Below are 22,850 nucleotides of genomic sequence, written 5' to 3'. Positions count from 1 at the left end.
GTTTCAATGTAAAAGGTTACTATATTTTTTTTATCTGGATCTAAGCCTTTAAGCCTTTAAACTGGCATTTATAGTTTCAACAATTACTATGGCTTTGTCTAGCTCGTCTTTATGCACAAATAGCTCTTGTTGCCCCTGTATAGATGCTCCAAAGCCTGCTAAACGACCAGATTCCGACTCGTCTTTAACTACCGCCGTTATATTGATGTTTTCAAGCTCGGTAACCATACGTTGTACGGTTATAAAATTTCCAGTAAATATCTTTATATAATTTGAGTCCTGCATTATAATTGGTTTTTAAGTTCACAATTAAAGGTACGAAAACTTTAAAGAATAAAAAAAGCCAACATATGCTGGCTTTTTAAAACTATACGACAATTATACGTTATCTTAATTCTGCGCCAAGTTGATTTTCAAAATTAGCTTTTAGCTTATTCATAATCTTATCAATTTGTTTATCGGTAAGTGTCTTGTTTTCGTCTTGAAAAACAAAGCTAACCGCATAACTTTTTTTACCATTTGGTAAATTCTCACCTTGATAAACATCAAATAAATTGACGCTTTTAAGTATCTTTTTTTCTGTTTGTACTGCTATTTTATAAATCGCTTCGAAAGTAACTGTATCTTCGATTAATAAAGCAAAATCTCGACGTGTTTCTGGGTATTTTGCAATAGGCTTAAATACTATACTGTGATGTTTTACAAGTTCTAAAATAACATCCCAATTAAAATCGGCAAATAGCACATCTTGAGAAATATCGAAATGTTTTACTATGGTTTTTTTTACGATTCCAAAATCTACCAACTTCGATTTTTTGTAATATATGCTTAAACCTTCACTAAACAAATCATTTTTTATTGGTGCTTCGTTATATTGAGATAAACCTAGGCGTTCTAATACCGAAATAACATTTCCTTTTAGTAAAAAGAAATCACTTTTTTTAGAGGGGCTGTTCCAATTTTCTTTGTCTTGATTTCCAGTTAATAAAAGTGTTAGGTGTTTGTTTTCAGCTCTAGTATCGGTGTAATTATGGTAGGTCTTTCCGAATTCGAAAAGCTTTAAATCTTGCTGTTTTCTATTAATATTATGCGCAATAGCCTCCAATCCAGAAAATAATAAGGATTGTCTTAATACCGATAAATCGCTACTTAAAGGGTTGAGCATTTCAACATTATGAGAGGCTTTTAATTGCTCGCTTAAGTCAACATAATTGGGGTTGGTTAAGGAGTTGGTAAGTATTTCATAAAAGCCCTGCGCGGCTAATTGGTTGCCAATAATATTCTGAATTTTATGATCGTCGAAACGAGAAGAACGCGAAATTGAAGCATTTAACTTGTTAATAGGTTTAATATTATTATAACCGTAAACGCGTAAAATTTCTTCGATGATATCTGCTTCTCGAAGCACATCGTTTCTATATGAAGGAATGGTTAGGCCTAATCCTGTTTCGGTAATGCTGTTTATTTTTATATCTAACGAAGTTAAAATACGTTTTATAATTTCTTCTGGAATTTCTTCACCAATAAGTTTTTTGGCGTTAGCGAAGCTTAAACGCACATGAAAGTCTTCAATTTTTTTTGGGTATAAATCAATGAGATTACTAGAAATTTCACCACCTGCAATTTCTTTAATTAATAGGGCTGCACGTTTTAAGGCGTATTGCGTAATATTTGGGTCTACGCCGCGTTCAAATCTAAATGATGCATCGGTGTTTAAACTGTGACGTTTAGCTGTTTTACGAATGCTAACTGGGTTGAAATAGGCACTTTCTAAAAAAATACTTGTTGTGCTTTCGGTAACACCAGAATCCTGTCCACCAAAAACACCTGCGATACACAAGGGTTTTTCGGTATCGCAAATCATCAAATCATCTTCATGTAATTCACGTTCAACACCATCTAAGGTTGTAAATTTAGTACCAGCATCTAAGGTTTTAACTTCTATTTTGTTGCCAGTAATTTTTGCAGCATCAAAAGCATGCAGGGGCTGTCCTAAATCATGAAGCACATAATTGGTGGCATCTACAACATTATTAATCGGACTTAAACCAATGGCTTTTAGGCGGTTTTGTAACCACTTAGGCGATTCCATCACCTTTATTCCAGATATGGTTAAACCGCAATACCTCGGGGCTAACTCTTTATCTTTAACATCTATATCTATTATAAGCGTTCGGCTTGCAATGTGAAATGCGCTAACCGATGGGGTAATAAGTTCTAGTTTTATATCTTTTTGAATTAAACCTGCTTTTAAATCTCGAGCTGTACCATAATGGCTCATGGCATCGGCCCTATTTGGTGTTAATCCAATTTCGAAAACATGATCGTTTTCAATATCAAATAGATCTGCGGCTGGTGTTCCCACAGCAATTGAAGGATCTAAAACCATGATGCCTTCATGCGATTTGCCTAGGCCTAACTCGTCTTCTGCGCAAATCATTCCATGGCTTTCTTCTCCTCTAATTTTACCTTTTTTAATAGTCCAGCCTTCGCCTTCTTCGGTATATAAGGTCGTTCCAATTGTGGCCACAGGTACTTTTTGACCGGTTGACACATTTGGTGCGCCACAAACAATTTGTAAGGGCGTCTCCCCACCAACATTAACTGTTGTAATTTTTAATTTATCGGCATTAGGGTGTTTAATACAAGTTAAAACTTCACCAATTACAACACCTTTTAGACCACCTTTAACCGATTGGTATTGTTCAACACCTTCAACTTCAAGTCCTAAATCTGTAAGGAGTTCGCTAGTTTGTTCTGGAGTCCAATCTGTATTAATAAATTGTTTTAACCAGTTGTATGAAATCTTCATAAATTATAAATGTATTAAGCCGGCAAATATAAAATATAGAAGTCAGCAATCAAACAATGCCATGTGATTTGTGGTGTTAAATGTGCGAATTTATAAATTTATATATGGATTATTACATTAAAACATGATTTTACAGCTTTTAATGGTGAGAAGGCTTTTAACTCATGTTAAGACCAGTTTTTAGAATACACACCATTTTGCAACATTTTTTAAAAGTATGGCTCCACTCTTATTGAGGCTTATAAATGGCTCCTGTAGCAAAATCGACTATTAGACCAGGTGGAAAAAGAAGAATATTGGCGATTAAAGCAACAACTCTAACATCCCTTTGTTGTTGGCCAGGTGCGGGCTTGGTTTTTTGGTGCGAATTAACTTTGCCGCCAAAAACGGTTGCACAGCTGGACATTAGGAGGGCAATTAACATGGTTGCGAGTATGGTTTTAAGTTTTTTCATTTTTAAATGTAATTTTTGTAATGTTTTTGTATTTCTCGTAAGAATGAAATCAATTAAGCTTATTATTTTCATGATTACTCAGATGCAAATCCTCCAGCATTAAATTATAATCGTATTGCAAATCTTCATGTAATGTTTCTATTGTTTTTTTAACTAAAGCAATCTGTCTATTATAACTGTTTTGTAATGGTGTACTGTATTTTATACTGGGTGAGAAATTTTTCAGTTTCTCGCAGAAATAGAGTAGAAGTTGGACTTCGGTTTCCTTTTTTTTTGAATAACGGATATATTTTTTGATATTCTTTAAAATTTTCTGAACACTTTTTCTAATGTAAAAATAGCTTTTAATATTGATTGCATCAAATTCATCATCAATATAGGTTTTTACTGAGGCGATATAATTGTTTTCATCTACCGATTCAAATAACAAATAGGTAAGGAGTTCTTTGTTTTCTTTTTTAAATCGCGCTAAACGCAGGCAAAGCTCCATTAACTCGTTAGACGATCGATGCTGTAATTCTTTTTTAATTAGAGGTATTGAAACGGCTTTCATTGAACTGTATTTGGTTTTAATGACTGCTATATCTTTAGATTTTATTTTTTATTTCATCTTATAAAACGACCTGCTTTGCTGGTGGTGATGTTCTGAAGGCTATGCCTATATTTGTACTATGAGCAAATATAAGAAACTTAGTCATGTTATTTATAAATGTGAATATCTCATAGTTTGGGTTCCAAAATACAGGTTGCGAATATTGAAAGGGACAATAAGGACCTTGGTTGAAAGGGATATTCGTTCTTTGTGCGAATGGAAAGGATGTGAGGTTCAAGAACTGAACATTCAAGAGGATCATGTGCATTTGTTGGTGTCAGTTCCGCCAAAAGTTTCCATCTCAAAATTGATGGGAATTTTAAAAGGAAAAATAGCAATAAAGCTGTTTAAGAGTTACCCTAAACTAAAGCAGAACCCTTATTGGGGAAATCACTTTTGGGCGAGGGGTTACTTTGTGAGCACGGTAGGTTTAGATGAAGAAATGATAAGAAAATACGTGAAACATCAAGAAAAGGAAGAAAAAATAGTTGAAGAGAACCAACAGAAGTTTGATTTTTGAACCAAGCCCTCGAAGCCCCTTTTAGGGGCAATCCAAAGCCACCTTCTTAGAAGGTGTGATCTTTACTGTTATAGAAAATAAAAACGTAAGATAGAGGTAAAAGTTTAATGCCATTAAGATTTTGTATAAATATAAAAAACCTTTCTACATGACAGTTGAAAGGTTTACTTTATTCTCTTATGCCAATTTAACTTTATAATGTCGTGTAAATAAATTGAATTATTTTTTGATAAATTGAAATGAAAAATAAATAGCATTGCATCGTTACGGTAATTATTTTTGATGAAAAGTAAGCGAAAAAGAAGCTATTTAATAAGGCATTATATGGTTAAATTGGTATTAGTTATGCTTTGTAATTTATCTTAATTTTGGATAATCTTGCGGATTTACCTCGTGCATTACAGTGTAAACGGCTTCAAAAATATCTTCTGCCGAAGGTTTAGAGAAATAATCGCCATCGTTACCGTAAGCTGGTCTGTGTGCTTTTGCAGTTAGTGTTTTGGGTTGGCTATCTAAATATTGATAGGCATTTTGAGTGTTTATAACTTCGTTTAAAATATAGGCCGAAGCACCTCCAGGCACATCTTCATCGATAATCATAACGCGATTGGTTTTCGCTATGCTTTTAACAATATCGTGGTTTAAATCAAAGGGTAATAGAGATTGTACATCAATAACCTCGGCATCTATACCAACAGATAACAATTCTTTTGCGGTCTCTAGTACAATACGCAGTGTAGAGCCGTAGGAAACCAAGGTAATATCTGTGCCAAACTTTAAGGTCTCTACGACGCCTAATGGCGTTTTAATCTCACATAAATTTTCTGGCATTTTTTCTTTTAAACGGTAACCATTTAAACATTCTACCACGAGAGCAGGATCGTCTCCTTGTAGAAGGGTATTGTAAAACCCAGCGGCTTTAGTCATATTTCTAGGCACTAAAACATGAATACCACGTACTAAATTAAGAATACCTCCCATTTGAGAACCCGAATGCCAAATACCTTCAAGTCTATGCCCGCGTGTTCTAATTATTAAAGGGGCTTTTTGTTTACCTTTTGTTCTGTAATGTAATGTTGCTAGATCGTCACTAATAACATTTAGGGCGTATAAAATATAATCTAAGTACTGTATTTCTGCAATCGGTCTTAAACCACGCAGTGCCATACCAATACCCTGACCAATAATTGTGGCTTCACGAATACCAACATCGGCAACCCGAAGTTCGCCATATTTTTCTTGTAGGCCTTCTAAACCTTGATTTACATCACCTATATTTCCGGTGTCTTCTCCAAAGATTAAAGTATCTGGGTGGTTTTTAAAAATAGCATCAAAATTATCTCGAATAATTACACGACCATCAACTTGTGCAGCATCGTCTTTATAACTTGGTTTTACCTCTTTGATATTAATCGTTGAATTTTCGGTTTCAGAATATAAATGGGAGCTAAAACTTGGTTGTACTTTTTTAAACATCGCATCTATCCACTCTGCGAGTTCTTGTTTAGCCGCATTTGTTTCACCCAATGTATGTCTTAAAGCTTTTCTTGCCTGCGATAAAATATCTTTTCTAGTAGGTGTTTTATTATCAGATAGATTTTCTATTATCTTTTTGATAAAAATCCCATTTACACTCGAAGCGGCTACCTTATTTAAAATTGAAATAAGTTCTTGTTGCTCTATTTGAATGGGTTTCAAGAAATCTTTCCAAGCTTTATTTTTAGCTTCTCGAACTTCTTTTTTTAAATCACCCTCAATTTTTGTAAGGGTTTCGTTGGTAGCAATGCCGCTTTCAATAATCCATTGGCGCATTTTTACATTACAGTCGTTTTTGTTCTCCCATTCTAAACGTTCTGCAGATTTATAACGCTCGTGCGATCCTGAAGTTGAATGCCCTTGTGGTTGCGTTAATTCTTGGACGTGAATAAGTACGGGTACATGTTCTTTTCGCGCAATGGTTGAAGCTTCTTGATAGGTTTCAATCAAATTTGCATAATCCCAGCCTTTTACACGTAAAATTTCAAAACCTTTTTCCTTATTGTTACGCTGAAAACCTTTTAATATTTCCGAAATGTTTTCTTTTGTTGTTTGGTGTTTGGCGTGCACAGAAATACCATATTCATCGTCCCAAATACTAATAACCATAGGAACTTGTAAAACGCCTGCCGCGTTAATAGTCTCAAAAAACAAGCCTTCGCTTGTACTGGCATTGCCAATGGTGCCCCAAGCGACTTCGTTCCCGTTATTAGAGAATTTGGTGCTGTCTATACCTTTTACCTCCCTAAATATCTTAGAGGCTTGTGCTAAACCCAATAATCTTGGCATTTGCCCAGCTGTAGGGGAGATATCTGGACTAGAATTGTATTGGTTTGTTAGATTTTTCCAAACGCCATTTTCATCAAGGCTATGTGTTGTAAAGTGACCTCCCATTTGGCGACCAGCCGACATGGGTTCTAAGGCTAAATCGGTATTGGCGTATAGACCTGCAAAAAACTGCTCTATGGTTAAAGCACCGATTGCCATCATAAACGTTTGATCGCGATAGTAGCCAGAGCGCCAATCGCCTTTTAAAAACGCTTTTGCCATGGCTAATTGTGGCACTTCCTTTCCGTCGCCAAATATTCCAAATTTGGCCTTACCAGTTAAAACTTCCCGACGACCTAGCAAGCTGCATTCTCTACTTCTTACTGCTAGGGCGTAATCGTTTAGAATTTCTGTTTTAAAATCTTCGAAAGAAATATTGTTTTTCAAATCAGGAATTGTTTGCATTTTTGAGGCTTTAACTTCTGCAAAAATAGACAAATTTAGTTGTTTGTACAATTATTACAAGTACAAAAAAACTTGGTAATTTTTAAAAATATGTATTATTTTAAGATATAATTACTAAATACGCAGTAAAACAATTTATTTTTTGATAATAAGATAAAAACAGAAAATCTAGTACCAACGTCTTCTAAATAGTCCTAATAGTGATTGTGGATCTACAGTAAACTTAAATCTTATTCTTTGATCGTAATTGGGTAGGCCTGTTTCCCAGCCTAAATTGGAGTAAATTGGCAAATAGATTTCAAAATAGTCGGTTACCAAATTAATTCTAATTCCAGAATCGTAAACAAATTTCGGTTTAATAAACTTATTTTTAACCAAACCAATATCGCCATAAACTAAGACGTATTTCCATAAAGTTGTACTCATATTAAGCGTACTAATCCATTGGTTTGCAAATGGGGTTTCTAATTTAGATTTAAAACCTCCTTCGGCTGTAATATATTGTTGGCTAAATATTCCAGTCGTCTCAGAACGCCCTAAATAATTGTAATCAAACAAATAATCGGTTGGCCTATCTAAAGCAAAGCTAAAATAATCGGATGCACTGTCGGTTTTATTGCTTAAAAAAGCACCTGTAAAAAAGCGTAAATTTAATTGCCTGTTATTTTCAAATAGTTTTCTAAATTCATAGTTAAAAGATACTTTACTAAAAGTCTTAGCTATTTGCAAATCTGTAGACCATTTGCTAAAATTTATTAAATTGGCATTGGAGTTTAAATAATTAACATTAAAAATACTGTAATTGGGTTCGGTAGTGTTTAGGATGTTATTTAGGTCTTCGTCCCGGTTAATATCTACATATCTAAACTTTAATCGTTGCCTTTTGTTAGAACGAAAATCATTATTATCTCTAAATAAAAAAGTAACTGAAGGTATTATTTTTCTAACAAATAAATCGGTTGCATAAGATATATAACCACCTTTAACACCGTAATTTATAGAATATAGGTTGCTATTTTCTAAATAATGATTTACTGAAGCTGCAGCAGAACCCGTAATGGATTTTGATTTTAAAGCGTATCTCGGTTCAAATTTATAGTTAAAATGTTTTCTCAGTAAGGTTGTATTGTAGGCTTTTAAACCCAAGTTTACCCCATCATAAATATTATTGAATTCTAAAATAGGCATAATAAATACTTGGTTGTAATTCGGGTCTTCAATATCTTTAAACAGCCTAAACTGTAAAGGTTTGTTGTTAAAGAAAAATCCTTTTAACGATTTCCAATTATCTCTTACGTTAAGCTCTGGTGCAATTTCTTCATAGTTTAAAACTAGCTTATTCGCATTATTTCTTGGTATTGTTAGTGTTCTACTATTCTTAACATTTTCTATCCAAGATTTAGAAACAATGCTATCGTTATTTAAGGCGTATAAAGAAATAGGCATGCTGTTATTTCTCTTATTCTTTATGGTTAAAGTTATAGAATCTTCGGTTTTTTTTACATTTTTAATCTTAAAATCTATTTTAGCCCTCGTGTTCAAATAATCGGTAAAAAACCAATTAATATCTTTTGTGGTTTTCGTTTTCAAATAAGCTTCAAAGGCTTGGGGTGATGTGGGCTCAAGTTTTGTTTGTTCTAAAAATGATTTGATGCTAAGCTCAACAATATCATCATTAACAAAATCATCTAAATATTTTAGTCCAACACCAGCTTTATATTTATTGGCAATATTAGAATTGAATTTTAGCAAGGAGTCATTTGCCATTGTTAATGGCTGATCTCTATTGGTTCTTGCCATAGTCATAAAAGCAAAAGTGTATTTCTCGTTAAATGTCATGGTTGAGGCATGAAACGGTCTTACAGCCCAGAAATTAGCTAAGGCGCCTAAAAATTTCATATCTGGATAGTGCGTCTCTACATAATTCATTAAAAAATAAATCTGTAAACCATCGATTAGCCACTTTTCTTTTCTGGGGTTTATTAGTAAGGTGTTTTCTAAATAATTGTAAAGCGCTACTTTTAAAAGTTTTAGCTCGTATTTAAAATTATCTGGATAAAGTTTAATAAAACTGGGTAGGAAATTAGAACCATAAACAGGGTCTTTACTATAATCGATATCGGTTAGTAGTAATTTTCCATGCGGGTAATCTCCAAGGTTGTTAAGAATGAATTTTGTGATTTTTTTAGTAAGCAAAACCTGGTCTAGCACTTCTAACTCGCCAGCATTTATATTTGAAATGATTGACAATTCATCAAATTGAATCGTTTCAAAATCTGAAGCTTTACTTAAAAATAACTTATTGTTAACCCTGTCTTTTCCAGAAAGTTTTACGAGATCATGATTTGTATGCTGAATGGGTTTTGTGGCATTTAATTCTGATGTTACGGTATACCCCTTGGGGTATTTAAGTTCTAGATTTAAATTGGCTTTAGGGATAAATAAATCGTCTAAATTTTTATTGCTATAATAATGCCATTCTCCGTCGTAAATAGCGGGTGTGATGTACCAGTACCTCAAGCTTAAATCTCCCGATTCAGAGATCCCATAACCTGTAAATTTGGCTTTGGGAATTTTAACTATATAATCAAGTTTTAAAGTATAGGTTTCATTGGGTTTTACGGGTGTTTTTAATTCCACTTTTACAACGTCTATTTGATTCTTTAACTGGTTAAAAATCAAGGTTTCGTTGTCTTGTATTATTGAAGTAATAACAGAATAACCTCTGTCTTCGTTTTCGGCTAAATGAAATTTAGTATCGTATTCTTCGGCAAAGCGAATGGCTAGAGGTGTTTTTTTTGTGGAATAGCTATTGTTCCAATCGTTTAAGTATATTGTTTTTAACGCATCGTTTGAAGTGTTTTTATATTGAATAGTTTGAGAGATAGAAATTTCTCGGTTTTCAATATCGAAATCGGCTTTTAAGTCAATGTTATTCTGACTAAAAACAGCAATATTTGAAGAAACAAATAAAAACAGTAAAAGCAAGCGTTTATTCAATGTATGAAATAGAATTATAAAAGTGTTGCACTAAAATATAATAAATTGATAAGTTTCTACTTAATCTTTTAAAAAGATTTAAGTTAGAAATTAGGCCTTAATTCTGTTTCTTTATAAAAAGCATCTAATATTGAAATGACTTCTTTCTCGGTATCTACTAATTTAATTAGGTCTAAATCTTCTGCAGAAATATTTCCAAAATCATTTAAAACAGTTGATTTTATCCACTCTAAAGCGCCTTTCCAGAATTCTGAGCCTACTAAAATTATGGGGAATTTTTCAATTTTATGAGTCTGTATAAGGGTCATGGCTTCAAAAAGTTCATCTAAAGTACCAAAACCTCCTGGCATGACAACAAAGCCTTGAGAGTATTTAACAAACATGACTTTACGCACAAAAAAATAATCAAAATCTAAACTTTTATCATGGTCTATATAAGGGTTATCATTCTGTTCGAAAGGCAAGTCAATATTTAATCCAACTGAGGTGCCTCCAGCTAAATGTGCCCCCTTGTTACCAGCTTCCATAATGCCTGGCCCACCTCCGGTAATTACACCGTAGCCAGCCTCTACAATACTTTTAGCAATATTTTCTGCCAATTTATAATATTTTTGGTCTGGTTTTATTCTTGCAGAACCAAAAATAGAAACACATGGTCCTATTTTGCTTAGTTTTTCATACCCATTAACAAATTCACCCATAATTTTAAAAATAGCCCAAGAATCGTTTGTCTTAATCTCGTTCCAGCCTTTAGGATGTTTTTCTTTTCTCATATGTTTCAATATTATGTTGTTTTAAAATACTATGTTTTAGTATGGTTTTGCTCGACTTGTCTGCTAATTTAATTCCTTTTTAAGAAATTTAGCAGTATGACTCTTTTTATGTTTTATAATCTCTTCTGGCGGGCCTTCAACAATAATTTTTCCGCCGCCTTTTCCACCTTCATAACCAATATCTATAATGTGGTCTACTGTTTTAATCACATCTAAATTGTGTTCTATAATTAATACGGTATTGCCCTTATCTGCCAATTTGTTGAGTACAATCATTAAAACCCTAATGTCTTCAAAATGTAAACCTGTAGTGGGTTCATCTAAAATATAAAACGTATTTCCAGTATCGCGTTTACTTAATTCGGTAGCCAGTTTTATGCGTTGTGCCTCGCCACCAGAGAGTGTTGTGCTTTGCTGCCCTAAAGTAATATATCCAAGGCCAACATCTTGTATGGTTTTTAGTTTTCTACTAATTTTAGGTATATGCTCAAAAAATGCTACTGCTTCGTTAATCGTCATGTTTAGCACATCGCTAATAGATTTACCTTTATAGCGAATTTCTAGGGTTTCACGGTTAAAACGTTTGCCTTGGCAGGTTTCGCACTCTACATAAACATCTGGAAGGAAATTCATTTCTATAACACGTAAACCACCACCTCTACAAGTTTCACAGCGACCGCCTTTAACATTAAAACTAAATCGGCCTGCTTTATAACCCCGAATCATAGCTTCTGGAATTTTTGCAAATAGCGCTCTAATTTCACTAAAAGTTCCTGTATAAGTTACTGGGTTACTTCGTGGTGTTCGTCCAATTGGCGATTGGTTAATATCTATTACTTTATCAATATGTTCCAAGCCTTTTATACTTTTATAGGGCATGGGCTTTTTAACGCCATTAAAATAATAGGCATTTAAAATAGGGTAGAGGGTTTCGTTAATTAAGGTGGATTTTCCGCTGCCAGAAACTCCCGTAACTCCAATCATTTTTCCTAAAGGGAATTTTACCGAAACATTTTTTAAGTTATTGCCTGTGCAGCCTTTTAGCTCTATAAATTTGCCATTACCAGCTCTGCGTTTTTTGGGAATTTCAATTTCTTTTTTGCCATTTAAATAATCGGCGGTAAGTGTCTGGTGTGTTTTTAGCTCTTCTGGGCTGCCAATACTAATTATTTCGCCACCATATTTTCCTGCTTTTGGACCAATATCAATCACATAGTCGGCGCGTTCTATCATATCTTTATCGTGTTCTACCACAATAATAGAATTTCCAATGTCTCGCAATGCAATAAGCGAATTAATGAGTTTTTCGTTATCACGTTGGTGCAAACCAATACTAGGTTCATCTAATATATAAAGCACACCCACTAATTGCGAGCCTATTTGAGTGGCTAATCGTATACGTTGAGCCTCACCTCCAGATAAGGATTTAGAGCTTCGGTTTAAGGTTAAGTAATTTAAGCCCACATCCAACAAAAATTGAATTCGGGATTTAATTTCTTTAATCACTTCTTCACCAATTTTTAATTGTTTTTTAGACAAATGCTTGTGAAGGTCGTGAAACCAATCTGCAAGGTCTGCAATATCTGTATTAGCGAGTTCGGCAATGTTTTTATTGTTAATTTTAAAATAGAGTGATTCTTTTTTTAAGCGTGAACCTTCACAAACAGGACATTCAATTTTATCCATATAATCTTTAGCCCAACGTTTTAAAGAAGTAGATTCGGCTGTGTGATATTGGTTTTCAATAAAATTGGCAACCCCTTCAAAATCTATTTTATAATCGCGGGTCACGCCCAAGGTTTTACTTTCAACAGAAAACTTTTCATTGCCACCATATAAAATAATTTGTTTGGCCTCTTTGGGAATGTCTTTGTAAGCATCGGTGAGTTTAAAATTGTAACGTTGTGCAATAATTTCAAACTGTTTAAAAATCCAGGAGTTTTTTTCGGTGCCATGAGGTGCTATGGCGCCATTTTTAATAGAAAGGGAGTCGTCTGGGATTATTTTTTTTTCGTTTACCTGATACAATTCACCAATGCCATTACAGTTTGCGCAGGCGCCTTTTGGCGAATTAAATGAAAAATTATTGGGTTCTGGATTTGGATATGATATTCCGGACGACGGACACATTAAATTTCGGCTAAAATAACGTGCTTCTTGCGTATCTTGATCAATCACTAGTAAAACATCATCACCGTGATACATGGCCGTATTAATAGTTTCTGTAAGACGTTTATCGTTGTCGGCGGTAGGGTCAATAACAAGTCGGTCAATTACAATCTCAATGTCGTGAGTTTTGTAACGGTCCAACTTCATGCCTTTAGTGATGTCTCGAATTTCGCCATCGGTTCGCACTTTTACAAAGCCCTGTTTAGCAATTTGTTCGAATAACTCGCGATAATGTCCTTTACGTGATCGCACTACGGGAGCGAGAATATTAATGCGTTTTCCGTTAAAATCGCTTTTTATGAGTGTTTTAATTTGATCGTCACTATAACTTACCATCTTGTCGCCCGTGTTAAAGCTGTAAGCATCACTGGCACGAGCAAAAAGTAGACGTAAAAAATCGTAAATCTCGGTAATGGTTCCCACGGTAGAGCGCGGCGATTTGCTTGTTGTTTTTTGTTCAATAGCAATAACAGGGGACAGGCCATCAATTTTATCGACATCTGGCCGCTCTAAACCCCCGAGAAACTGCCTGGCATAAGCCGAAAACGTTTCAATATAACGGCGTTGACCTTCAGCATAAATAGTATCGAAAGCTAGAGATGATTTACCACTGCCCGATAAACCCGTTATCACTACTAGTTTTTCGCGAGGAATGGAGACATCAATGTTTTTTAGATTGTGCTCACGCGCCCCTTTTACTTCAATAAATTCTTCGAAATTTGCCATAGAAATTAAAAGTGGCAAAGATAAGGTTTTTGCTAACAAAAATACAGTAGTGGGGTCTATAGATATCTGAGGCCTTATTTTCTTAATACACAAAAATTTAATAAATATTTTGAAAATAAAGAATAATATGTATATTTGTATTATACAAGATGTATATTACTATTTGATTATGACAAAAGATTTACTACCCGATTTACTTTCGGCTTGGGAAGAAACTTATAAAAAAGGCCAGCTTACCTTATGGATATTCTTGGCGCTAAAGGACGGACAGAAATACGTAGACGAAATTAAGGCGTTTATTGAAACTAAATCTAAAAATACAATAACATGCGAAGAGCAAAGTCTGTACAGAAACCTGCGAAAATATGAGCATATTGGTGTTGTAAGCTTTACTCTTAAAAAGGGTAATAAGGGGCCTGATAGAAAGTATTATTTTTTGACTGAAATGGGTGTTGAATTACTTGAAAAATTTATTGATAGAAATATCAAGCTATTTTTCTCTGCCGAAATAAATAAACTCTTAAAAAACAAATAGCTATGAAAACATTACTCACAAAAAACTTGTTGACATTCACTTGGGTTACTTTATTGCTAACCATAATTTTTAGAGCTGGTTTAAGCACTGCAATTACTAATAAAATGACTATTGCCATAATTTTATGTGCTGTTATTTATGCTATTTTAATGTGGTTTAATGGACGTTACTTTGGCAAAAAGGATTATGAGTATTTGCCCTTGTACGATGTCGGATTTCGATTTCATCTATCGACCTTCATCGCTCATAATACCGTCTCCTTATTGTGGTTCGTTTTTGCATTCGAATCGAAATACGAAAACATAAAGGTTATATATATCACTGCATTAATTTGGCTCGTTTTTTTGATATTGCATTTTCTTTATTTCTTGTCTATAAGGAAATCATCTATTAAAAATTTAGACAAAGACAATTTGTTTGAATAAACCACGGTTGGAAATTAAAAATTTTGAAGCGCTTAGGATGCATTGTATCTTCTTACAAATTTCGTTTAGGTTTAGTGCTTGCATAATCTCCAATACTGCAAAAAGAATTAAAAACTAGTACTTTTCTGTAAAGTGTCATAATCTCATAATTTGTATGATATATTGACACTTTTATTTCATTTCGAAAAACAAACATTAATTTTATTCAGCGAAACTAGTGGGACTATTTATTATTGAGCAGCTATTTATTTCCCGTAGATTACCCAGACTAGCCGGCTGGCAGGAAACGCAAATTTTTAATTTTTTTTGGCTACAAACGGGTATACAAAAAAATTAAAAGCTGCCTTTTACTTCTCCCATATCTATAGTAAAAAATAAAAGTTTGTGAGATTTTGGTAATTGTGCTCCACTTTCGGTAATAATCCAATCGCTCCAAGAAGCTTCTAAACCATCAATAGGAAGAATGCTTGTCCACATTTTAAAACTTTTTGGTTTACCAGTTTCATCTAGTAGCCATAAATACGAATCCCCTGGTGTAGAACCACCAGAGGTATAAGTGACTAAAAGCGCCTCTTTGTTATCTTTTAAGGTGACTAAACGACGCTGTACACCCTTGTCAAACACCTTATAGGGCGCAACCAACCAAAACGAATCATTATTATAAAACCTTATGGCCTTTTGTATTAGTTTTTCGGCTTTTTTGCCCTTGGTTTCAATACGGTTTATGTAGGCTTTACTTCGCGAATAGTCTTTAAGATTTAACTTTACGCGATAGCTTTTCCACATCACTTCGCACATCTTATCATTTTTCTGCCATTTATAATGGTGACGTTTGTTAAATGTCCATTCTAGATAATTTGTATTTTGGTAGTTCTCATGATTTAAGGCATTAAGCATTTTATGTGCTAGTGCATCAGCTTTTTCACCCAAAACACCTTCAGGAAGGGGTTCGTTATACTTTAAAAACAGAAAACCAAAGGCCAGTAGACTTGGTAAGGTGAAAAATGTAATGACTCCAAGTATTACTTTAATTATTTTTTTTGTCTTCGATTTTTGTTTCGCCATGGTAGCGCGTTTTTGTAGTTCTGTTTTCTATAGGAAATAAGATGAATATAAATTGGACGATAAGCATATAGGAGCTTAAAAGCCTACTGCAGTATCGTCACCTCGGCGATCGGCACCACCTTCTAAGCTGTTGTTTTCTAAAACCAAGATACCATCTACTTTACCAATTACAGGGGCATCTTCTTCGTTAATTATGTAGCCCAGTTTTTTAAGTTGACGTATTAAATCTCTATCAAAAGAATTGGGCTCCATCTTAATGTCGTCTGGCAACCATTGGTGGTGAAACCTTGGTGCATTTACCGCTTCTTGCATGGTCATACCAAATTCGTGCACATTTAATATGGTTTGTAATACCGAGGTGATAATGGTAGAACCTCCCGGTGTACCAAGCGTCATAAATAATGCTCCATTTTTTTCAACAATGGTTGGAGTCATCGAACTTAACATGCGTTTTTGTGGTGCAATACTATTAGCCTCGGCACCCACGAGTCCAAACATATTAGGTTCTCCGGGTTTGCTGCTAAAATCGTCCATTTCATTGTTTAAGAAAAAACCGAGTTCTCTGCTGTATAATTTCGATCCATACCCTGCATTTATAGTAGTTGTAGCAGCAATGGCATTTCCAAATTGGTCTACAATAGAGTAGTGGGTGGTTTCGTCACTTTCAATAATTTGAATGTTACCATGGGATAGATCACTAGATTTTGTAGCTTTTTCGAACGAAAAACTGTCCATTCTTCCGCTTAAATAAGCCTTGTTAATTAAGGTGTCTATGGGAATGTTTACAAAATCTGGATCGCCCAAGTAAAAACTTCTATCAGCATAAGCGCGACGCTCGGCTTCTGTAATGACTTGAATAGATTTTAAAGAATTATGGCCATATTCATGTAAGGGAAACGGTTCGATCATAGTCATGATTTGAGCCAAACAAATCCCTCCGCTTGATGGTGGTGACATGGAAATAATTCTTAAATCGTCATAATTAAAGGTGATAGGCGTGCGCCACTTGGCTTCATATTTAGCTAAATCTTCTTCGGTAATGATACCGCCATTATCTTGAATAAACTTAGCGAGTTTTTTGGCGGTTTCGCCTTTATAAAATTCATCTTTGCCATGTAATAAAATACGGTCTAGCGTATTAGCCAGAGCGTTATATTTAATGGTGTCGTTTTCTTTCCAAGGCTTTTCAAAAAGTATAGAATCTTTGTTGGCCTCTCTAAAATACGGTTGAAAATTTTTAATTCTATTTTCTTGTTTTTTGGTTACCACAACACCTTTTCGGGCCAAAGCAATTACGGGCTTTAAAATAGCTTCCATAGGTAAGGAGCCCAGTTTTTCATGAACGGCAAAAACGCCTGCAACGGTTCCAGGGACACCAACGGCCATAGCGCCTAAAGTGCTCTTTTTAGGGATTACGTTGCCGTTATCGTCCAGATACATGTTTTTTGTGGCTGCCATTGGTGCTTTTTCTCGGTAGTCAAGACCACCTATATCGCCATTATTTTTTCTATAAACCATAAATCCTCCACCACCAATATTTCCAGCATAAGGATAGGCTACTGCCAAAGCCAATTCGGTAGCCACCATCGCATCAAAAGCATTACCGCCTTGTTGAAGAATAGCAGTACCAATTTTAGAGGCCTCTTCTCGAGCAGAAACCACCATAGCCTTTGGTGTGATTAAACCTCTTTTGGAAGTTTTATCCTGCAAAACTGCATCTTGTTTTTTACAAGAATGAGTGACGATAAAAATTAATAATAGTGCAATAAAATGTTTCATAAGCTATTGTTTAGTTCGTTGTATTTAAGTTTAGAAAATTCAATAAGTTCTTCAAAAAAAGCGGTGAATTCGATTTCAAAATCGGTATAATAAGCCTCCAATTCGTTTACGGCATGACGCATGCCCGAACGGTTTTGAGTTCTAGAGTCCATACCTTTCAACACTTTAGCGATGCCCTCAATTGAGCCATAATTATAAAGCCAGTTGTTCGCAATCATATAAGGCATCATGGTTTGAATTTTAAGAGGTAATACCTGGTAATATGTCTCTAGTAAATTGTAAAATGAATGCACATAATCCTGTAACGGTATGGCGGAATAGTCACTCCAATTTTTTGCTAGAAAATGATCGTAAAAAATATCGACTATCACACCAGAATAATGACTGTAATTTTTGTGAAGTCTTTTTGTACTTAGCCGCACTGTTTTATGGGCATCGGTAAATGTATCAATATTACGGTGCAATAAAATACCAATTTGGATGTCTTTTTCATAGTTTTTAAACCTACTACCCTTAATACTGTCTGCCATAAAATTACCAATAGTAACCAATTCGTTATTTCCAGAGAGGTAAATATGCGCTAAATAATTCATTTTTGAAAATTACAAATTACCACTTAATAAAAGAAGCAATGTAATTGTATATTTGTAATTAATTTTAACACAAAATAAGACATGACTTTAATAAAATCTATTTCAGGAATTCGTGGCACCATTGGTGGACCGGTTGGGGATAATTTAACACCAATTGATGTGGTTAAATTTGCATCGGCTTATGGCACTTGGATAAAACAGCAACTTAACAAGGAGCATTATCGAGTAGTAGTGGGGCGTGACGCACGAATTTCTGGTGAAATGATTCAGGATTTAGTCATGAATACTTTAGTTGGATTAGGAATTCATGTGATTGATTTAGGACTATCTACAACTCCAACCGTTGAAATTGCTGTACCATTAGAGCATGCCGATGGCGGGATTATTTTAACAGCTAGCCACAACCCAAAACAATGGAATGCTTTAAAACTATTAAATAGAAAAGGGGAGTTCTTAGGGGCTGCCGAAGGTGCTAAAATCTTAGAAATTGCCGAAAGCGACACTATGAGTTTTGCCCAAGTGGATAACTTAGGGAAAATTACAAGAAACGATGCCTATATTGATATACATATTGATGAGGTTTTAGAGCTACCCCTAGTAAATGCGAAGGCTATTAAAGCCGCCAAATTTAAAGTGGTAGTTGATGGTGTAAATTCTACGGGTGGTATAGCGGTACCTTTGCTTTTAGAGCGTTTGGGTGTAGAGCCTATTAAATTATTTTGTGAGCCCACAGGACATTTCCCTCACAATCCGGAGCCTTTAAAAGAGCATTTGGGAGATTTATCTAAAAAAGTGGTTAAAGAAAATGCCGATTTCGGTATTGTAGTCGATCCAGATGTAGACCGCTTAGCCTTTGTAGACGAAAACGGAAACATGTTTGGAGAAGATTACACTCTAGTGGCTTGTGCCGATTATGTATTAAGCAAAACGCCTGGAAATACCGTAAGTAATATGAGCTCTACTCGAGCCTTACGTGATGTGACTGAAAAATATGGAGGCCATTACGAGGCTAGTGCCGTTGGTGAAGTACACGTAGTAGAATTGATGAAAAAAAATAACGCGGTTATTGGTGGCGAAGGTAATGGTGGGGTTATTTATCCCGAATCTCATTACGGTCGTGATGCTTTGGTTGGGGTTGCTCTATTTTTGAGTTTGCTAGCAGAAAGGAAAATGAGTGTTAGCGCCCTTCGTGAAACCTATCCTAATTATTTTATGAGTAAAAAGAGAATAGAATTAACGCCAGAGTTGGATGTTGATGCGGTTTTAAAAGCCATAGAAAACCGTTACCAAAACGAGCAATTAACAACTATTGATGGTGTTAAAATAGATTTTGATAACAGTTGGGTACACTTAAGAAAAAGTAACACTGAACCCATTGTACGAATTTATACCGAAGCAAAATCGCAAGAAGAAGCCGATGGTCTAGCTGATAAGTTTATTGCAGAGATTGGGGAGATTGCTAAAGGATAAGAATTGATGGTTTGTTTGCTGATGTTAGTGGCAATTCGAACAAAATGATACGAGAAATTAAAATAGTGCTTTTTACCATATTACTTCTATTGAGTTGTAATTCAGGAAAAGGTGTTTTGAATAAGACTACAAATTTAAGTATGGATTTTAGTAATGTATCCGATTTAATAAGCCCTAAAGAATTTGAACAAGTTAAAGCGTTTATACTTAAAAATGGGGATAAAATGACTTATCGAAATTTTGACAACAATAATCCGCATTTTAAATTTTCGAATTGTGAAGTATTTTTGGGTGCCGATATTGGACAAGGCAATATAAATAATGACCCTGATATTTCAAATTTTAATCAGCTCACAATAACTAATTGGAATTCTAAAATTATGTATTATGAACTCGTTATTGTTAGAAAAGGGGACTTAAAAGCTGAAAAAGCATGGGTAAAAAAAGGAATGAAGGAAGAACAAATTTATCTGGTTGACAATTATGGTGTAGGATTGGAATTGATGAAAAATAATTTAACAAACTATTTAAAACAGATAAAAGAGGAAATAATTGCCACTAATAATGGCTAATTGCTTGCTCTCACATACTTTGAAAATTCCTCAGGAATTTCCAAAGTATGGTACACTTGTAATGTTAATTGTTAAGCCATATAGATACTCATAGCGCAGACCGCTACCAACTAGTTCGACAAAACAAGGAGTACTTAAAACATATTGGATATAAATTTGAATTCATAAAAAGTTAGGCAGATAAATTTCATCAACTCTGGAGATATTATGCCTTCAGTAATTGTTGATTTTTCTAGAAATATTGAGGAAATTAATTTGAATAACAAATTTAATTTTGCGGTGTTTCCATCCCGACACTAGTGAGGTGATTCATTCCTGTGTTTCCAACGTTTGTGCGTCCAAAAATAATACTCTGGGGCTTCATAGATTTGTTTTTCTACCTCACGTAAAAACATATCGGTTAGTTTGTAGTTTTCGTATGCTTTTGGGTTTTCAGAGAGTGTAATAAATTCAGCTTCATAATAGCCGCGTTTTACTTTAGTAACTTTGAGGTAGGCTAAAGTCAAATCAAGTTTTTTTGCTAAGCGTTCGGCTCCAGTAAAACAGGGCACGTTTATACCCATAAATTCACTCCAATACGCTTCTTTGGTTAATCTTGGAGACTGGTCGCTTAAAAAGGCCACAATGCTTTTTATTCCTTGCTCTTCATTTTGGTTAATTATGTTAACGGTTTCTTTGGTGCTAATTAAAGTGGTGTTAAATTTAGAACGAATATCTCTTACCAACTTATCAAAATATTTGTTGGCTAGTTTTTTATACACACCAAAGCCTTTGTAGCTAATGTGGTTTTGAATTTCAACAGACCATTCCCAACTTGCATAATGGCCATACATTAGTAAAATACTTTTGTTTAAAGACTCTAAACGTTTAAGTTCTTCGGGGTTTTTTATAACAAATCGTTTTTGTAAAGCAGCTCTGGAAATCGTCAACGTTTTTGCCATTTCTAAAAACATATCACATAAATGTTTGTAGAATTTTTTGCGGATTACTGCAATGTCTTTTTCAGATTTGTTTGGGAAAGCAAGCTTTAAATTCTCGTTAACTACTTGTTTTCTGTATCCAATTACATGGTATAACAGGACGTAAACACCATCTGAAACTAAATAAAGCAGCCAAAAAGGCAATATAGAAATTAGCCATAAAAACGGATAAACAATAATATAAACTAGAAATTGCATTATTTAATTTTAGATTTGTAGCGGCAAAGATACTTAAACCATATATTTATTTTTTCATTTTAAAACGTTTTAAACCTTATGGGTAAATTAGATTTAGTAACCATTATAATTATAGCCGCCAATGTTATCATATCTTTTAAAGGTTTTGGTGATTATGGCTTTTTTGAGAAGTACAAGTTTAATGTTGGTGCCATTAAAAGCGGCGAAAAAATTAGGATGTTCAGTTCTGGATTTCTGCATGTAGACACAACCCATTTGTTTTTTAATATGTTTTCGCTTTACATTTTTGCAGAAGTGGTGATTCGCCATGTGGACAGATTTAATTTTGTACTCATTTATTTAGGCAGTTTGTTGTTGGGTAATTTATTATCGCTATATTTTCATAAAAACGAACATCATTACAGTGCGGTAGGTGCCAGTGGTGCGGTATCTGGAGTAATTTACTCGGCCATTTTATTACAACCTGGTATGAGTTTGTATATGGTTTTTATTCCTATACCAATCCCTGCTTATATTTTTGGTATCGGGTATTTATTGTATTCTATTTATGGTATGAAAAATAGAATAGGTAATATTGGTCACGATGCGCATTTTGGTGGTGCGGTTGGCGGTTATATTATTACATTAATATTGTCGCCTTGGTTGTTTAACACCAATTTATTAATGGTTATATTGTTAGCATTACCCATAATACTGCTCTACGTTTTAAAGCGTTTGGGTAAAATTTAGGTGGATGCAAGCTTTTTTATGATTTTATGGGATATATGATGGAAAAAGATAATCGAATTAAAAATCTAGCATCTAAACTATTATCAAGTTTTTGGGGAACATTAGAACGTATAGATTTTGATTTTAAGTTTAAAAACAAGGGGTGGAAACGCATTTCGCGTGAAATTTACGGTAAGAGTGACGGTGTTGCGGTACTTCTCTACAATAAAGACTCAAAAAAAGTAATTTTATCTAAGCAGTTTAGAATACCTGTATATATTTTGGGTGTTAATCAAGGCGATTCGATCGAGGTTTGTGGTGGGTATATTGATGAGGGCGAAACACCCGAAATTTCTGCGATAAGAGAAGTTAAAGAGGAGTTAGGCTATAATATTTCAAATTTAAAAGCCGTAAATACTGTATTTTTATCGCCCGGAGTACTTCGAGAACGTGTGCACCTCTTTATTGCCCCATATACCAATGCCGATCGTGTTGATGATGGCGGAGGTTTAGCGACCGAAAATGAAGAAATAAGCGTTTTGGAGATCGCCCTTACTAAGGCTTTGAAAATGATGGATGCCCATGAAATTAGCGATGCCAGAACTATCATGTTATTGCAGTATTTAAAGCTTAAGGGTTTATGATTTTAATAAGCTGATGCCCAAAAAAACAAAGTATAGAGCGAGTTGTACAATTATAAATTACTTTAA

The 22,850-nt window shown here is 34.4% G+C and carries 19 protein-coding genes; 7 read left to right on the top strand and 12 right to left on the bottom strand.

Features of this window, described 5'->3' with window-relative positions:
• Positions 1-48: 48 nt before the first annotated feature.
• The 4 genes from FEZ18_RS00700 to FEZ18_RS00685 form a co-directional block, all read right to left on the bottom strand.
• Positions 49-285 (bottom strand): DUF2007 domain-containing protein, encoded by a 237-nt coding sequence (locus tag FEZ18_RS00700; RefSeq protein ID WP_153266533.1) that lies wholly within the window; start codon positions 283-285, stop codon positions 49-51.
• A gap of 100 nt (positions 286-385) precedes the next feature.
• Positions 386-2,812: a phenylalanine--tRNA ligase subunit beta gene (gene pheT / locus FEZ18_RS00695; RefSeq protein WP_153266532.1), complete on the bottom strand. Its 2,427-nt coding sequence runs from the start codon at positions 2,810-2,812 to the stop codon at positions 386-388.
• 229 nt (positions 2,813-3,041) lie between these two features.
• Positions 3,042-3,266 (bottom strand): hypothetical protein, encoded by a 225-nt coding sequence (locus FEZ18_RS00690; protein ID WP_153266531.1) that lies wholly within the window; start codon positions 3,264-3,266, stop codon positions 3,042-3,044.
• 49 nt (positions 3,267-3,315) lie between these two features.
• Positions 3,316-3,819, bottom strand: coding sequence for a hypothetical protein (locus FEZ18_RS00685; protein WP_153266530.1), 504 nt, complete (start codon positions 3,817-3,819; stop codon positions 3,316-3,318).
• A 118-nt stretch (positions 3,820-3,937) separates the two neighbouring features.
• Between FEZ18_RS00685 and tnpA the strand changes: the two genes are divergently transcribed.
• On the top strand, positions 3,938-4,378 hold the full coding sequence (tnpA, locus tag FEZ18_RS00680; RefSeq protein WP_153266529.1) for an IS200/IS605 family transposase: 441 nt from the start codon (positions 3,938-3,940) through the stop codon (positions 4,376-4,378).
• A gap of 357 nt (positions 4,379-4,735) precedes the next feature.
• Here tnpA and FEZ18_RS00675 read toward each other — a convergent pair whose 3' ends face one another.
• The 4 genes from FEZ18_RS00675 to uvrA form a co-directional block, all read right to left on the bottom strand.
• Complete coding sequence (locus FEZ18_RS00675; protein WP_153266528.1) at positions 4,736-7,147, bottom strand: thiamine pyrophosphate-dependent enzyme; 2,412 nt, start codon at positions 7,145-7,147, stop codon at positions 4,736-4,738.
• A 168-nt stretch (positions 7,148-7,315) separates the two neighbouring features.
• On the bottom strand, positions 7,316-10,135 hold the full coding sequence (locus FEZ18_RS00670; RefSeq protein WP_228122802.1) for a metalloprotease: 2,820 nt from the start codon (positions 10,133-10,135) through the stop codon (positions 7,316-7,318).
• Positions 10,136-10,230: 95 nt separating this feature from the next.
• Positions 10,231-10,920, bottom strand: coding sequence for a TIGR00730 family Rossman fold protein (locus tag FEZ18_RS00665; protein WP_153266526.1), 690 nt, complete (start codon positions 10,918-10,920; stop codon positions 10,231-10,233).
• 63 nt (positions 10,921-10,983) lie between these two features.
• Entirely contained in the window at positions 10,984-13,815 is a 2,832-nt protein-coding gene (gene uvrA, locus FEZ18_RS00660; RefSeq protein WP_153269009.1) for an excinuclease ABC subunit UvrA, read from the bottom strand.
• 169 nt (positions 13,816-13,984) lie between these two features.
• Here uvrA and FEZ18_RS00655 point away from each other — a divergent pair, with 169 nt between their 5' ends.
• Complete coding sequence (locus FEZ18_RS00655; protein WP_153266525.1) at positions 13,985-14,350, top strand: PadR family transcriptional regulator; 366 nt, start codon at positions 13,985-13,987, stop codon at positions 14,348-14,350.
• A gap of 2 nt (positions 14,351-14,352) precedes the next feature.
• Positions 14,353-14,775: a hypothetical protein gene (locus FEZ18_RS00650; RefSeq protein WP_153266524.1), complete on the top strand. Its 423-nt coding sequence runs from the start codon at positions 14,353-14,355 to the stop codon at positions 14,773-14,775.
• Positions 14,776-15,108: 333 nt separating this feature from the next.
• Here the strand turns inward: FEZ18_RS00650 and FEZ18_RS00645 are convergent, their stop codons facing one another.
• The 3 genes from FEZ18_RS00645 to FEZ18_RS00635 form a co-directional block, all read right to left on the bottom strand.
• A complete protein-coding gene (locus FEZ18_RS00645) occupies positions 15,109-15,840 on the bottom strand; it encodes a hypothetical protein (protein ID WP_153266523.1) in 732 nt (243 codons plus the stop codon).
• A 75-nt stretch (positions 15,841-15,915) separates the two neighbouring features.
• Positions 15,916-17,619: a gamma-glutamyltransferase gene (ggt, locus tag FEZ18_RS00640; protein ID WP_153266522.1), complete on the bottom strand. Its 1,704-nt coding sequence runs from the start codon at positions 17,617-17,619 to the stop codon at positions 15,916-15,918.
• Positions 17,616-18,212, bottom strand: a complete 597-nt coding sequence (locus tag FEZ18_RS00635; protein WP_153266521.1) for an ACP phosphodiesterase — start codon at positions 18,210-18,212, stop codon at positions 17,616-17,618. Before FEZ18_RS00635 ends, ggt begins: the two co-directional genes overlap by 4 nt.
• Positions 18,213-18,293: 81 nt before the next feature.
• On the opposite strand from FEZ18_RS00635, the gene glmM reads away from it, so the two are divergent.
• Together glmM and FEZ18_RS00625 are read left to right on the top strand one after the other, a co-directional pair.
• Positions 18,294-19,682, top strand: coding sequence for a phosphoglucosamine mutase (gene glmM / locus FEZ18_RS00630; protein ID WP_153266520.1), 1,389 nt, complete (start codon positions 18,294-18,296; stop codon positions 19,680-19,682).
• Between the two features lie 140 nt (positions 19,683-19,822).
• Positions 19,823-20,254 (top strand): hypothetical protein, encoded by a 432-nt coding sequence (locus tag FEZ18_RS00625; RefSeq protein ID WP_194269494.1) that lies wholly within the window; start codon positions 19,823-19,825, stop codon positions 20,252-20,254.
• 296 nt (positions 20,255-20,550) lie between these two features.
• Here the strand turns inward: FEZ18_RS00625 and FEZ18_RS00620 are convergent, their stop codons facing one another.
• Positions 20,551-21,432 (bottom strand): lysophospholipid acyltransferase family protein, encoded by an 882-nt coding sequence (locus FEZ18_RS00620; protein WP_153266518.1) that lies wholly within the window; start codon positions 21,430-21,432, stop codon positions 20,551-20,553.
• A 78-nt stretch (positions 21,433-21,510) separates the two neighbouring features.
• Here FEZ18_RS00620 and FEZ18_RS00615 point away from each other — a divergent pair, with 78 nt between their 5' ends.
• Positions 21,511-22,161 (top strand): rhomboid family intramembrane serine protease, encoded by a 651-nt coding sequence (locus tag FEZ18_RS00615; RefSeq protein ID WP_153266517.1) that lies wholly within the window; start codon positions 21,511-21,513, stop codon positions 22,159-22,161.
• A 35-nt stretch (positions 22,162-22,196) separates the two neighbouring features.
• Positions 22,197-22,784, top strand: coding sequence for an NUDIX domain-containing protein (locus FEZ18_RS00610; RefSeq protein ID WP_228122799.1), 588 nt, complete (start codon positions 22,197-22,199; stop codon positions 22,782-22,784).
• Positions 22,785-22,850 lie beyond the last annotated feature (66 nt).

Origin of the sequence: Oceanihabitans sp. IOP_32 (genome assembly GCF_009498295.1) — a bacterium.
Lineage (GTDB): Bacteria > Bacteroidota > Bacteroidia > Flavobacteriales > Flavobacteriaceae > Wocania > Wocania indica.
The sequence above is the reverse complement of the archived record's forward strand: the minus strand, read 5'-3'. Positions and strand labels throughout refer to the sequence as shown.

Bases quoted from the DNA above. Each gene is read 5' to 3' on its own strand.
- FEZ18_RS00665 (WP_153266526.1), bottom strand. From the start codon at position 10,920: ATGAGAAAAGAAAAACATCCTAAAGGCTGGAACGAGATTAAGACAAAC.
- FEZ18_RS00645 (WP_153266523.1), bottom strand. From the start codon at position 15,840: ATGGCGAAACAAAAATCGAAGACAAAAAAAATAATTAAAGTAATACTT.
- pheT (WP_153266532.1), bottom strand. From the start codon at position 2,812: ATGAAGATTTCATACAACTGGTTAAAACAATTTATTAATACAGATTGG.
- FEZ18_RS00635 (WP_153266521.1), bottom strand. From the start codon at position 18,212: ATGAATTATTTAGCGCATATTTACCTCTCTGGAAATAACGAATTGGTT.
- tnpA (WP_153266529.1), top strand. From the start codon at position 3,938: ATGAGCAAATATAAGAAACTTAGTCATGTTATTTATAAATGTGAATAT.
- FEZ18_RS00610 (WP_228122799.1), top strand. From the start codon at position 22,197: ATGATGGAAAAAGATAATCGAATTAAAAATCTAGCATCTAAACTATTA.
- FEZ18_RS00685 (WP_153266530.1), bottom strand. From the start codon at position 3,819: ATGAAAGCCGTTTCAATACCTCTAATTAAAAAAGAATTACAGCATCGA.
- FEZ18_RS00650 (WP_153266524.1), top strand. From the start codon at position 14,353: ATGAAAACATTACTCACAAAAAACTTGTTGACATTCACTTGGGTTACT.
- FEZ18_RS00675 (WP_153266528.1), bottom strand. From the start codon at position 7,147: ATGCAAACAATTCCTGATTTGAAAAACAATATTTCTTTCGAAGATTTT.
- glmM (WP_153266520.1), top strand. From the start codon at position 18,294: ATGACTTTAATAAAATCTATTTCAGGAATTCGTGGCACCATTGGTGGA.
- FEZ18_RS00615 (WP_153266517.1), top strand. From the start codon at position 21,511: ATGGGTAAATTAGATTTAGTAACCATTATAATTATAGCCGCCAATGTT.
- FEZ18_RS00655 (WP_153266525.1), top strand. From the start codon at position 13,985: ATGACAAAAGATTTACTACCCGATTTACTTTCGGCTTGGGAAGAAACT.
- uvrA (WP_153269009.1), bottom strand. From the start codon at position 13,815: ATGGCAAATTTCGAAGAATTTATTGAAGTAAAAGGGGCGCGTGAGCAC.
- FEZ18_RS00625 (WP_194269494.1), top strand. From the start codon at position 19,823: ATGGATTTTAGTAATGTATCCGATTTAATAAGCCCTAAAGAATTTGAA.
- FEZ18_RS00690 (WP_153266531.1), bottom strand. From the start codon at position 3,266: ATGAAAAAACTTAAAACCATACTCGCAACCATGTTAATTGCCCTCCTA.
- FEZ18_RS00620 (WP_153266518.1), bottom strand. From the start codon at position 21,432: ATGCAATTTCTAGTTTATATTATTGTTTATCCGTTTTTATGGCTAATT.
- ggt (WP_153266522.1), bottom strand. From the start codon at position 17,619: ATGAAACATTTTATTGCACTATTATTAATTTTTATCGTCACTCATTCT.
- FEZ18_RS00700 (WP_153266533.1), bottom strand. From the start codon at position 285: ATGCAGGACTCAAATTATATAAAGATATTTACTGGAAATTTTATAACC.